This window comes from Pseudomonas sp. CC120222-01a (genome assembly GCF_003097235.1).
GTDB lineage: Bacteria > Pseudomonadota > Gammaproteobacteria > Pseudomonadales > Pseudomonadaceae > Aquipseudomonas.
In genome coordinates this window covers 312,405-324,875 of the sequence record NZ_QEQQ01000001.1, presented here as the reverse complement: position 1 = coordinate 324,875, position 12,471 = coordinate 312,405, and the positions used below count along the sequence as shown (strand labels likewise).

At 63.7% G+C, this 12,471-nt stretch carries 12 protein-coding genes; 8 read left to right on the top strand and 4 right to left on the bottom strand.

Annotated features, from left to right (window positions below; all coding sequences use genetic code 11):
- The first annotated feature begins 153 nt into the window (after window positions 1-153).
- Window positions 154-1,638: a 2-methylcitrate dehydratase gene (gene prpD, locus N430_RS01540; protein WP_110631680.1), complete on the top strand. Its 1,485-nt coding sequence runs from the start codon at window positions 154-156 to the stop codon at window positions 1,636-1,638.
- 72 nt (window positions 1,639-1,710) lie between these two features.
- Here prpD and acnB read toward each other — a convergent pair whose 3' ends face one another.
- Complete coding sequence (acnB, locus tag N430_RS01535; RefSeq protein ID WP_110631683.1) at window positions 1,711-4,320, bottom strand: bifunctional aconitate hydratase 2/2-methylisocitrate dehydratase; 2,610 nt, start codon at window positions 4,318-4,320, stop codon at window positions 1,711-1,713.
- Window positions 4,321-4,724: 404 nt separating this feature from the next.
- Between acnB and N430_RS01530 the strand changes: the two genes are divergently transcribed.
- A complete protein-coding gene (locus tag N430_RS01530; protein WP_165837331.1) occupies window positions 4,725-5,192 on the top strand; it encodes a DUF1289 domain-containing protein in 468 nt (155 codons plus the stop codon).
- Window positions 5,193-5,266: 74 nt separating this feature from the next.
- Complete coding sequence (locus N430_RS01525) at window positions 5,267-5,905, top strand: hypothetical protein (RefSeq protein ID WP_110631689.1); 639 nt, start codon at window positions 5,267-5,269, stop codon at window positions 5,903-5,905.
- A gap of 55 nt (window positions 5,906-5,960) precedes the next feature.
- Here N430_RS01525 and queD read toward each other — a convergent pair whose 3' ends face one another.
- Together queD and N430_RS01515 are read right to left on the bottom strand one after the other, a co-directional pair.
- The gene (queD, locus tag N430_RS01520; protein WP_043202104.1) at window positions 5,961-6,317 is read right to left on the bottom strand and encodes a 6-carboxytetrahydropterin synthase QueD; all 357 of its coding nucleotides are present in this window, start codon (window positions 6,315-6,317) and stop codon (window positions 5,961-5,963) included.
- A 51-nt stretch (window positions 6,318-6,368) separates the two neighbouring features.
- On the bottom strand, window positions 6,369-7,448 hold the full coding sequence (locus N430_RS01515; RefSeq protein ID WP_110631692.1) for a patatin-like phospholipase family protein: 1,080 nt from the start codon (window positions 7,446-7,448) through the stop codon (window positions 6,369-6,371).
- 152 nt (window positions 7,449-7,600) lie between these two features.
- Here N430_RS01515 and N430_RS01510 point away from each other — a divergent pair, with 152 nt between their 5' ends.
- From N430_RS01510 to N430_RS01490, 5 genes are all read left to right on the top strand, one after another.
- A complete protein-coding gene (locus N430_RS01510; RefSeq protein WP_110631695.1) occupies window positions 7,601-7,909 on the top strand; it encodes a PepSY domain-containing protein in 309 nt (102 codons plus the stop codon).
- Window positions 7,909-8,223 (top strand): PepSY domain-containing protein, encoded by a 315-nt coding sequence (locus N430_RS01505; RefSeq protein WP_110631698.1) that lies wholly within the window; start codon window positions 7,909-7,911, stop codon window positions 8,221-8,223. Before N430_RS01510 ends, N430_RS01505 begins: the two co-directional genes overlap by 1 nt.
- Window position 8,224: 1 nt before the next feature.
- Window positions 8,225-8,893 carry a response regulator transcription factor gene (locus tag N430_RS01500; RefSeq protein WP_110631701.1) on the top strand — a complete coding sequence of 223 codons (669 nt, stop codon included), beginning with the start codon at window positions 8,225-8,227 and terminating at the stop codon, window positions 8,891-8,893.
- Window positions 8,890-10,209 carry a sensor histidine kinase gene (locus N430_RS01495; RefSeq protein ID WP_110631704.1) on the top strand — a complete coding sequence of 440 codons (1,320 nt, stop codon included), beginning with the start codon at window positions 8,890-8,892 and terminating at the stop codon, window positions 10,207-10,209. Before N430_RS01500 ends, N430_RS01495 begins: the two co-directional genes overlap by 4 nt.
- Window positions 10,210-10,468: 259 nt before the next feature.
- Window positions 10,469-11,626 carry an HPP family protein gene (locus tag N430_RS01490; protein ID WP_110631707.1) on the top strand — a complete coding sequence of 386 codons (1,158 nt, stop codon included), beginning with the start codon at window positions 10,469-10,471 and terminating at the stop codon, window positions 11,624-11,626.
- Here N430_RS01490 and N430_RS01485 read toward each other — a convergent pair.
- The gene (locus N430_RS01485) at window positions 11,600-12,466 is read right to left on the bottom strand and encodes a LysR family transcriptional regulator (RefSeq protein ID WP_110631710.1); all 867 of its coding nucleotides are present in this window, start codon (window positions 12,464-12,466) and stop codon (window positions 11,600-11,602) included. The genes N430_RS01490 and N430_RS01485 overlap by 27 nt on opposite strands.
- Window positions 12,467-12,471 lie beyond the last annotated feature (5 nt).

Here is a 12,471-nt window from a genome sequence, read left to right as displayed (position 1 = left end):
GCTTTAGTTGATGGGGCCGCTTTGCGGCCCTTCGCGGGCACGCCCGCTCCCACAGGTATTGCACGACTTTCAAGTTCAGTGTGATCCCTGTGGGAGCGGGCAAGCCCGCGAAGGGCTGCAACGCAGCCCCGGCAATTCTGAAGGGAGCTGGCTATGAGCGCCAACGTGGACCTGAACGACCGCCCGGACTACGACCGGGTGCTGCAAACCCTCGCCGACTACGCCCTCACATACCGGGTCGAATCCCCTGAAGCCCTGGACACCGCGCGCAACTGCCTGATGGACACCCTCGGCTGCGGCCTGCTGGCCCTGCGCTTCCCTGAATGCACCAAACTTCTCGGCCCGCTGGTGGAAGGCACCGTGGTGCCTAATGGCGCACGCGTTCCCGGTACCGCCTACCGCCTCGATCCGGTCAAGGCCGCCTGGGACATCGGCTGTACCGTGCGCTGGCTGGACTACAACGACACCTGGCTGGCCGCCGAGTGGGCGCACCCCTCGGACAACCTGGGCGGCATCCTGGCGGTTGCCGATCACCTGTCGCAGAAGCGCGTGGCCAGCGGCGAAACACCGCTGCTGATGCGTGACGTGCTCGAAGCCATGATCATGGCCCACGAGATCCAGGGTGTGCTGGCGCTTGAGAACTCCTTCAATCGGGTGGGCCTCGATCACGTGATACTGGTCAAGGTGGCCTCGACCGCCGTGTGCGCCAGGCTGATGGGTGCCAATCGCGAGCAGATGCTTTCTGCCTTGTCCCATGCCTTCGTCGATGGCCAGGCGCTGCGCACCTATCGCCATGCGCCCAATGCCGGCTCGCGCAAGTCCTGGGCGGCCGGCGACGCTTCCAGTCGCGGTGTGCGCCTGGCCGATATTGCCCTACGCGGCGAAATGGGCGTGCCTGGGGTGCTGACGGCGGCGCAGTGGGGGTTCCATGACGTCTCGTTCAGTCACACCAACAAGGACCTGGCGGTAAAGCCGGCCGGCCAGTATGAACTGCGACTGCCGCAACCCTTGGCCAGTTATGTGATGGAGAACGTGCTGTTCAAGGTCAGCTTCCCGGCCGAGTTCCACGCCCAGACGGCGTGCGAGGCGGCGGTCACCCTGCATCCGCTGGTGCGTAACCGCCTGCATGAGATCGACCGCATCGTCATTACCACCCAGGAGTCGGCGATCCGCATCATTTCCAAGCGCGGCCCGTTGGCCAACGCCGCTGACCGTGACCATTGCCTGCAATACATGGTGGCGGTGCCGCTGATCTTCGGTCACCTGGTGGCCGAGCATTATGAAGATGCCTTCCATGCCAACCACCCGAGCATCGATCGCCTGCGCGAGAAGATGGAGGTGGTTGAAGACCCGCGCTTCAGCCGCGAATACCTGGAGGCGGACAAGCGCTCGATTGCCAATGCCGTGCAGGTGTTCTTCAAGGATGGCAGCAGCACCGAGCAAGTGCTGGTGGAGTATCCGATCGGGCATCGGCGGCGGCGGGAAGAGGGGATACCGTTGCTGGAGGCGAAGTTCAGGGAAAACTTGGCGACGCGTTTTGTGCGACAGCGCTGTCAGCAGATCTTCGAGTTGTGCAAGGACCAGCAACAGCTGGAGCAGATGGCCGTGCACCAGTTTGTGGATCTGTTTGTGATCTGAGGCCGGCACAGGAGACATAAAAAAGCCCCGGCATTTCTGCCGGGGCTTTGTTTTACAGCCTACAACCGATGCTTACGCCTGAACCACCGGGATCTTGGCGTTGGCAGCCGCTTCACGGAACTCGGCGATCTGGTCGAAGCTCAGGTAGCGGTAGACGTCGGCAGCCATGCTGTCGATGTCCTTGGCGTACTGCATGTACTCTTCAACGGTCGGCAGCTTGCCGATGATCGAAGCGACCGCAGCCAGCTCGGCCGAGGCCAGGTACACGTTGGTGGCGTCGCCCAGACGGTTCGGGAAGTTACGGGTCGAAGTGGAAACCACGGTCGAACCGGTCTGCACACGTGCCTGGTTACCCATGCACAGCGAGCAGCCTGGCATTTCCATGCGCGCACCGGCTTTGCCGTAGATGCCGTAGTAGCCTTCTTCGGTCAGCTGGTGGGCGTCCATCTTGGTTGGCGGGGCCAGCCACAGACGGGTCGGGATACCGCCCTTGACCTTGTCCAGCAGCTTGCCGGCAGCGCGGAAGTGACCGATGTTGGTCATGCACGAACCGATGAACACTTCGTCGATCTTCTCGCCCTGTACCGAGGACAGCAGGCGGGCATCGTCCGGGTCGTTCGGCGCGCAGAGCACTGGCTCTTTCACGTCGGCCAGGTCGATTTCGATGATTTCGGCGTATTCGGCATCGGCGTCGGCCGACAGCAGCTCAGGCTTGGCCAGCCAGGCTTCCATGGCCTGGGCGCGACGCTCCAGGGTGCGGGCATCGCCGTAGCCTTCGCCGATCATCCAGCGCAGCAGGGTGATGTTGGACTGCAGGTACTCGGCGATGGCCTTTTCCGGCAGCTTGATGGTGCAGCCGGCAGCGGAACGCTCGGCCGAGGCGTCGGACAGCTCGAAGGCTTGCTCGACGGTCAGGTCGTCCAGGCCTTCGATTTCCAGGATGCGGCCGGAGAAGGCGTTTTTCTTGCCTTTCTTCTCGACGGTCAGCAGGCCCTTCTGGATGGCGTAGTAAGGGATGGCGTGGACCAGGTCACGCAGGGTGATGCCTGGCTGCAGTTTGCCCTTGAAGCGCACCAGGACCGACTCTGGCATGTCCAGCGGCATGACGCCGGTGGCGGCGGCGAAGGCCACCAGGCCGGAACCGGCCGGGAACGAGATGCCGATCGGGAAGCGGGTGTGCGAGTCACCACCGGTACCGACGGTGTCAGGCATCAGCATGCGGTTCAGCCAGCTGTGGATGATGCCGTCGCCTGGGCGCAGCGACACGCCGCCACGGGTGCGGATGAAGTCTGGCAGGGTGTGGTGGGTGTTGACGTCGATCGGCTTCGGATAGGCCGCGGTGTGGCAGAACGACTGCATCACCAGGTCAGCGGAGAAGCCCAGGCACGCCAGGTCTTTCAGCTCGTCGCGGGTCATCGGGCCAGTGGTGTCCTGGGAACCGACGGTGGTCATCTTCGGCTCGCAGTAGGCACCTGGGCGCACGCCCTGGCCTTCTGCCAGGCCGCAGGCACGGCCGACCATCTTCTGCGCCAGGGTGAAGCCCTTGCCGGTGTCGGCTGGCTGCTCTGGCTTCTTGAACAGGTCGGAAGCACCCAGGCCCAGTTCGGCACGGGCTTTTTCGGTCAGGCCACGGCCGACGATCAGCGGGATACGGCCGCCAGCGCGGACTTCGTCGAGCAGCACTTCGGTTTTCAGCGCGAACTCGGTTACCAGCTCGTCGCTGCCGTGACGGCGCACTTCACCTTTGAACGGGTAGACGTCGATGACGTCGCCCATGGCCAGGTTGGTGCAGTCGAATTCGATCGGCAGGGCGCCGGCGTCTTCCATGGTGTTGTAGAAGATCGGGGCGATCTTGGTGCCGAAGCAGAAGCCACCGGCGCGCTTGTTCGGCACGTACGGGATATCGTCGCCGAAGAACCACAGCACCGAGTTGGTGGCGGATTTACGCGAGGAACCGGTACCGACCACGTCACCGACGTAGGCCACCGGGAAGCCCTTGGCCTTGACTGCTTCGATCTGTGCCAGCGGGCCGACCGAGCCAGGCTGCGACGGCTCGATGCCGTCACGGGCCATTTTCAGCATGGCCAGGGCGTGCAGCGGGATGTCAGGGCGCGACCAGGCGTCCGGAGCAGGGGACAGGTCGTCGGTGTTGGTTTCGCCAGGCACCTTGAACACGGTCAGGGTGTACTTGTCGGCGATGGCCGGACGCGAGGTGAACCACTCGCCGGCAGCCCAGGAGTCCAGCACGGCCTTGGCGTGAACGTTGCCGGCCTTGGCCTTTTCGGCCACGTCGTGGAAGGCATCGAACATCAGCAGGGTGTGCTTGAGCTGTTCGGCCGCGACGGCGCCCAGTTCGGCGTCGTCGAGCAGCGCAACCAGCGTCTCGATGTTGTAGCCGCCCTGCATGGTGCCCAGCAGTTCAGCAGCGTGCTTGCGGTCGATCAGTGGCGACTTGGCTTCGCCCTTGGCCACGGCGGAGAGGAAAGCGGCCTTGACGTAGGCAGCTTCGTCGACCCCTGGCGGAACGCGGTTGGTGATCAGGTCTACGAGGAAGGCTTCTTCGCCGGCTGGCGGGTTTTTCAGCAGCTCGACCAGGCCTGCAGTTTGTTCGGCGTTCAGCGGCTGGGGCACGATACCCAGGGCGGCACGCTCTTCGATGTGTTTGCGGTAGGCTTCAAGCACAGTTATTACCCTCATCAGTGGTCCCTAAAGGGAGTCCGGGACGCTCATCCAGCATTCAATGCACCCATGCGCTGCCACGGCTTTGTGGGCCGCCCAGCCAGAGTCGCAGAGAATCCTTACAGAAGCTGCTTTCAAAGTTTTACGCCTGCAGAACGGGAGCTGATGAGGGCTGGCGCGGGCATGCGAGGGTTGCATGGCCCGGGCCAACGCCGTTCTACCGGATGAACTGTGCTCGTGACGCTTTGAAAACAGCTTCCAACGGACATTGTTGCCTTGAAAAGGCGGGATGATTCTACGGCAAAAAAAGCCCGAAGGTAAGGCAGCGATCATGACTTTAACGGGTGACCCTGGTTAGACAAAGGGCTAACATGACCCCGTGTTCCACCGCCAAGCCGTTGTTTTCAATGTCCAACCAGTCCATCAAGACCCCTTGCGTCGGCCTTTGCTCCACTGTCTACGGAGACACGGTTTGCCGTGGCTGCAAGCGTTTCCACCACGAAGTGATCAACTGGAACGGCTACGACGACGAGCAGAAGCGTGCCGTCTGGCTGCGCCTTGAGCAACTGTTGGTGCAGGTGATGATGGCCAAGCTGGAAGTGTTCGACAAAGGCCTGTTGCGCCAGCAACTGCAGCAACGCTCGATCCGCTTTGTCGAACAACAGTCGGAATACTGCTGGGCGTACCAGCTGATCGCCCGCGGTGCCCGCATGATCCGCGATCTGGAAGCCTACGGCATGGTGTTGTTGCCGGAGTTTCGCGACTGGGAACTGCCGCAGTTGCGCGATGCCATCGACCGCGAATTTTTCTTGTTGTCCGAAGCGCACTACCAGCGCTACATCGCACCGTCGTTCCTCCATCAAGGGATGGAGTGAGTTGCTTCCTGCTGCTTCATGTCTGCGTGGTTTCTTAACGTACCCGCTCCATTGGCCTGACGAGGAGCGTCAGCATGAGCGGCTACATCTACAACTCCAGAGACACTTTCCTGGCCCGATGCTGGTGGCAAGGCGCGGGGCATCGTATCCAGTCACAGGCCTGGGGCGACTCGAAACGCCACCTGGCGGCGATCTGGATCGAAACCGGTAGTCGGGGTAACCAGGGGCATTACGACGAATACCTGATGAGTGAAGAGGGCGGTGTACTGGAAAAACGCCCTGACCCGATAGACTTCCTTTCCCCGGATCAGCAGTACTTCGACCTGTTCTGGTTTGGTGCCTATACCAAAGGGAACGTCAGGCCAGGCGAGCGCCGTTACTACGAGATCAGGCCGGTAAACCGGTTGTGGGCGGTTGCCAATTGGGCAGTGGATTGCACGTCCTTCTCTGGCTACGTGGGTATGTGGAAGACCCAAGAAGAGCAAGGTGCCCCGCGCAAGCCGGAAGGGGCCCGGCTATGGACAATCGAAGGGCTGGCTGCAGAGTTGCAGCCAGGTACCCGGCAATTCAATCTGCAATTTGTGACGCCAACGGGGAAAAAGATAAGACGCCACCAAAGGTACAGCGATCGCTTTTTCAACACCGACAAAGGTGAGGACGGCTTCGTTGCGCTGGAAGAGCTGAGCATTCCCCACCAGATCGGTGAAATCTGAACGCTGCCGCCAGCCTGCATGCGTTGAATCATGGGGCTGGGCTTGGCAGCCTGGCTCAGTCGCCGGTGTATTCGCAGCCGCTGGTGCAGGTTTCGTGGATACGTACCTTTGAGAGCTCCGGCATCAGCGGTTTGACCTGTTCCCAGATCCACTTGGCGATCACTTCGCTGGTGGGGTTTTCCAGGCCTGGGATGTCGTTCAGGTAGTTGTGGTCCAGTTGCTCGTAGATCGGCTTGAAGATCGCCTTGACCTCGGCGAAGTCACGGATCCAGCCGGTGTGCGGATCGAGCGGGCCGGTCAGGTGCAGGCCGACCTTGAACGAGTGGCCGTGCAGGCGGCCGCACTTGTGCCCTTCAGGAACGTGGGGCAGGCGGTGGGCCGATTCGAATGTAAATTCCTTGAAGATTTCCACTGTCATAACTCTGTGTGAATCAATAATGCGCGCAGTCTACCAGCATGGCCGCTACAAGGCTTGCAGGCGTTCGTGCAACCGCCCGGTGGCGATCAGTTCGAGCAGTTCGTCACCTAGCCGCTGGCTTTCGGCAATGGCCTTGTACCAGTAACGCTTGCGGCTCGGCGCATCGCCCATGAAACGCTTGAAATCGTTGCGGTCGGGCAGCTTGCCGAAGGGCAGGGCGGCCAGGTACTGCGGCGATGGCGTCATCAGCAGCACGTTCTGCAGGCGTGTGGCATCGCCCTTGCGCCAGGGCAGCGCCTTGTCGAACCAGCCGGGCACCACTTTGTCGGTGAAGTGCGGGTACAGCACCAGGTCGTCGCCACGGTAGGGCAGGTCGAGGTGGTAGTCGAGCAGGCCGCCGTCGCGGTAGGTGCCAGCACCTGCACCTGGAATGTCACGTACACCTTCCATCACCATCGGGATCGAGCCCGAGGCGAGCAGGGCCTGGCGCAGGTTGTTCAAGTCCAGCGGCAGGCAGCGCGAGGGGAAATCGGTCAGCGCATCGAGCGGCGGCGCGCTGCGCTCATCATGCAGGATGATCCGTTCAAAATGCCGGGCCAGGCGCGAGCGCCCCAGCAGGTTGCTGGCAATCACCGAGCCCAGGCCCATGCCCAGGCGGCCACGGTGGTCGTGCGCGAGCTGGCCGTGGCTCTTCACCACCAGGATGTTCAGGCGGTAGTGCGGGTTCGCGAGGATCTGCCCGTCGCGGCCTTGCAGCAGGTCGTCAAGCATGCGCTGGCAACTGCGGCTGATCTCGGCGGGGGTGACGCCCTTGGCGAAGTCCTGTTCGGTATACAGCTCGCCCAGGCGGCGGATGCCGGCGACCGGGTCGTCGAGGCAGGCACTGGCGAAGCGCCAGGAGCCGATCGAGGCGCCGATCAGCGCGCGTTGTCGTGGTGCCGAAGGTAGCCATTCACCGAACAGTGCCAGGTCCAGGCCCTGGATGCCCAGGGGCTTTGGGCCACCTGCCGCGCCTGGCAGCACACCGACATCGCTTGCCTGCAGCCCCTTTTCGCGAATCTGGCATAGTGCGCGCTGGCCAGCCTTGAAGGTGAGTGCAGGGTATTTGATGTGAATGGCGCTCATGACGGATCTCGCAGGTGACAAGGCGGTCATTATAGGGGCTTGAAACCCTTGCAGCTGCGCTATCATGGCGCCAGCTGTTTTCAGGTTGAATTAAGGACCGCTGGTTAGTCTTAACCCCGTAGACAACTTGAACGTCGCTCAGGAGAGCCACCATGAAAACCTTGACTGCCCTGTTCACCGCCGCTGCCCTCGTCATGGGCGCCAATGCCGCTTTCGCCAAGGACGTCCAGCCTGACGAAGTGGTCAAATTGGTCAATGCCAAGACCATCAAGTCGCTGGATGAACTCAAGGCCACCGCCGTGGCCAAGCACCCAGGCGCCACTGTCAAAGATTCCGAGCTGGAAAACGAATACGGCCGCTACATCTACAAGGTCGAACTGCGCGACACGCAGAACGTCGAGTGGGATGTCGACCTGGATGCCAAGACCGGTGAAGTGCTGAAGGACGAGCGGGACAGCTGATGATCCACTTGCCCCGGCCGGCGCGATACCTGGCGCTGTCGTTGCTGGCCGTGTGCTCCCTGGCCGTTGCCCGCGACCTGGACCAGGATGAAGCCCTGAAACTGCGCCAGAAGGGCGTCATCCTGCCGCTCGAGCAATTGCTGGAAACCGCCCTGGGGCGTTACCCCGGGGCGCGCCTGCTGGAGGCCGAGCTGGAAGAAGACGACGGCCGCTACGAATATGAAGTCGAACTGCTGACCCAGGAAGGCGTGGTGCGCGAGATCAAGCTCGATGCCAGCAGCGGTGCCCTGCTCAAAGACGAGGAAGACGACTGACATGCGCCTGCTGCTTGTCGAAGACAACGTGCCCCTGGCCGACGAACTGACCACCAGCCTGCAGCGCCAGGGCTATGCCGTGGACTGGCTGGCCGATGGCCGCGATGCGGTGTACCAGGGCCAGAGCGAACCGTATGACCTGATCATCCTCGACCTCGGCCTGCCGGGTGTGCCGGGCCTGGAGGTGCTGGCACAGTGGCGTGCCGGCGGCCTGGTGACGCCGGTGCTGATCCTCACGGCGCGAGGCTCGTGGGCTGAACGGATCGAAGGCCTGAAAGCCGGGGCCGACGATTACCTGAGCAAGCCGTTCCACCCCGAGGAACTGCAGCTGCGCATTCAGGCGCTGCTGCGCCGTGCCCGCGGCCTGGCCAACCAGCCCACGCTGGAAGCTGCAGGCCTGCACCTGGATGAAAGCCGTCAGTGCGTAAGCCGCGACGGTGTCGACATCCAGCTCACCGCTGCGGAGTTCCGCCTGTTGCGCTACTTCATGCTGCACCCGCAGCAGATCCTGTCCAAGAGCCACCTGGCCGAGCACCTTTACGACGGCGAGACCGAGCGCGACTCCAATGTGCTGGAGGTGCACGTCAACCACCTGCGGCGCAAGCTTGGCCGCAGCGTCATCGAGACACGCCGCGGACAAGGCTACATCTATGCCGGGAGCAGCGGATGAAGTCGATCCAGGCGCGCCTGAGCCTGGGCCTGGTCGCCGTGCTGGTGGTGGTCGGGGTGGTGCTCGCGCAGCTGACCCTGTGGCTGTTCGAGGCAGGCTTGCAGCGCTACCTGGAAAACGGCCTGCGCAAGGAAAGCGAGAACCTGCTGGTGGCCTTGGTGCGCGGGCCGAATGGCCTGCAGCTGGATGAGCGGCGTATTTCCGCTGCCTATCAGCGGCCTTTTTCGGGTTACTACTTCCGTATCGATTTCGACCAGGGCACCTGGCGCTCGCGCTCGCTGTGGGACCTGGACATGCCCAGGCCGGCCGCGCCGGGGTTGTCCGACAGCCACGAGCTGGGTCCGGAAGGGCAGCAACTGCTGGCCTTGCGCGCCGATTACCGGCGCCTGGGCCAAGACATCTCGATCAGTGTGGCGCAGGATTACTCGCCAGTGCGTGATGGTTTCCGGCGTCTGCAGCAGATCGGCCTGGGCATGGGCCTGGTGGCGCTGCTGATCGTGCTGGTGTTGCAACGCATCACCGTCACCCGCTCGCTGCGCCCGCTGGAGCGTGCGCGCCAGCAGATCGCCCAGTTGCAGCAGGGCCAGCGTTCGCAGCTCGATGCCGAGGTGCCCAGCGAGCTGGCGCCGCTGGTGGACCAGATCAACCACTTGCTCAGTCATACCGAAGACAGCCTGCGCCGCTCGCGCAATGCCCTGGGCAACCTCGGCCACGCGCTGAAGACACCGCTGGCGGTGCTGCTCAGCCTGGCGTCCAGCGAGCGCTTGCAAGACCTGCCCGAAGTACAGGCGCAGCTGCGTGAACAGCTGGAGCAGATCCAGCAGCGCCTGGCCCGTGAGCTGAACCGCGCGCGCCTGACGGGCGATGCCTTGCCGGGGGCGCAGTTCGACTGTGATGCCGAGCTGCCGGGCTTGCTCGCGACCTTGGGCATGATCCATGGCGAGGGCTTGCTGCTTGAGCACGATGTAGCGCCGGGCCTGCTGCTGCCGTGGGATCGCGAAGACGTGCTGGAGCTGCTCGGCAACCTGCTGGACAACGCCTGCAAGTGGGCCGACAGCGAAGTGCGGCTGGGGATTGCGCAGGCGACCGAGGGCTATTGGTTGTGGGTCGATGATGACGGCCCCGGCATTCCGGAAAACCAGCGCCTGCAGGTGCTGGGGCGCGGCTCGCGGCTGGATGAACAGGTCGATGGGCATGGGCTGGGGCTGGGGATCGTGCGCGACATCGTCGAGGCGTGGGGCGGGCAGCTGGCGCTGCTGCAGAGCCCGATCGGCGGGTTGCGGGTGAGCATTGAATTGCCGCGCAAGGCTCGCTAGCGCCGGGGCCGCTTCGCGAAAGGGTCGCGAAGCGGCCCCCGTGGACAGATCAGCACTGCAAAAAAATTGCAGTACAGCCGCATTTTTTTGAATTAGCCCTATCTCCCCCCACCCGGCACAATCCCTCTCACGAAACCTTGCGGTTTCCATCTCTCCACGGACGGAGCCCCTTGTGCTATTGCATCCGCAATACGAGGCCCAGGCCACTTCGGCTGGGCTTTCTTTTTAATCAAAAAAACTACAGATCCCGATTACTTAAATGTCTGCCATGCGTTCCGAAAGTCGTCTGCAGCGGCTGTTGCCAGCGCCCCTGAATATCCCCCCCAAGCAATGGTTGCGTGCCGGTATCGGCGCATTGCTTGGCCTGTTTCTCGCCGGCTGGCTGACCAGCCTGGCCTATGGCCCGGGCATCGCCCTGCACCTGCTCGGCCCGTTGGCGGCTTCGGCGGTGCTGGTGTTCGCCGTGCATTCCGGGCCCTTGGCGCAGCCGTGGCCGGTACTCGGCAGTTATGCCCTGGCCGGTGCGGTCGGCCTGGCCATGCGCCAGGGCTTCGGCCCTGAACTGTGGGTGGCGGCCGTGGCCCTGGGCATTTCGATCCTGGTGATGTGCCTGCTGCGTTGCCTGCACCCGCCCGGTGGTGGTGTGGCGGTGAGCGCGGTATTGGCCGACCCTGGGCTGACGGCCATGGGCGATCACCTGCTTGAGCCGGTGTTGCTCAACGTATTGATCCTGGTGGCCGTGGCCGTGGTCTACAACCGCCTCACCGGCGTGCACTACCCGAAAGGCGTGGCGCCGCGCAAGGACTTGCACCACACCCACGACCCGCTGCCCAGCGAGCGCGTGGGCATCAGTGGTGCCGACCTGGATCAGGCCCTGGAAGAGTTGGGCGAAGTTGTCGACGTCACCCGCGACGAGCTGGAGCGCATCATCCTCGCCACCGAGCAGCACGCGCTGCAGCGCAGCCTCGGCGGCATCTCTGCCGGAGCTGTGATGTCCCGCGACGTGCAGTTCGCTACGCCCGACACCACCCTGGAACAGGCCTGGAAAATGCTCGCCGACCACCACCTGAAAACCCTGCCGGTGTTGCATCACGGCAAGCTGGTGGGCATGGTCAGCCTCAGTGACCTGGTGGGCCCGGCCATGCAGCGCGGCCGGTTCAGCTGGCGTGGCCTGTTCGGCCGCAAGGCGGTGCGCATGGAACAGGTGATGAGCCGGCGGGTGGTCAGCGTCAGCAGCCAGCACCCACTGGAGCGCCTGCTCCCGCTTTTGTGCGAGCAGGGTTTGCACTGCTTGCCGGTACTCGACGGCGAGCAGTTGGTTGGCGTGGTCACCCAGACCGACCTGATCGCCGGCCTCAAGCGCCAGTTGCTCAGTGCTGCCAGCGCTGCCTCAGATAACCGGGTCCCAGCGTTGTGACCAATCGCTGGCGCCGGCTGCCACCAGCCGGCGCAGCACTGCGAAGGCCTGCTGCAGCGCCTCGCTGTCGCGCTTGCGCGGGTAGACCAGGTAAGTCGGGTAGGTGAACTCCGGCGCTTGAGGCACCCGCTCGAACACGCCGCTCTCCAGGTAGGCCTGCACCACGCGGGTACGGAAATACCCGCTCCCCCCCTGGTCGAGGATGAACTGCAGGGCCAACGGCCCGAGGTTGAAGCTCAGCGCCGGGCGCGCGCAGTCGGGCAGGGCGGCGTCATGCTGGCGGCGGAAGGCTTCGCCCCAGTCGATGTAGATGTAAGGCTCGGGTTGATCGACCCGGCGCACGCGGATCAGCTTCTCTTCCATCAACTGCTCCACCTGCAGCCCTGGGCCGTAGGTCGGCTGGTACACCAGTGCAGCGTCGAGCAGGCCCATCTCCACCTTGCGCAACAGCGACTCGCCATCGCTCACCTCGCTGCGGATGGCATGGCTGGGCAGTTCGCGGTGCAGGGCGCCGACCCAGTCGAGCAACATCGGGTTGCCCAGGCTCACTTCCGCGCCCACATGCAGCACCTGCTGGCAGCCTTCGGGCAGTGGCAGGTCGCGGCGTGCCGCTTCCCAGGTCTGCACCAGCTGGTTGGCGTAGCTGACGAAGGCCTCACCGTCACTGGTCAGGCTGGCGCCGTTGCGGCTGCGCACGAACAGCTGGCAGCCCAGTTGCTGCTCCAGACGTTGCACACGGGCGGTGATGGCGGTCTGCGACACGAACAGGCGTTCGGCGGCGGCGACCAGGCTGCCGCAACGCACGATTTCCAGGAAGGTTCGGGCCTGATCGATGTCCATGGGCT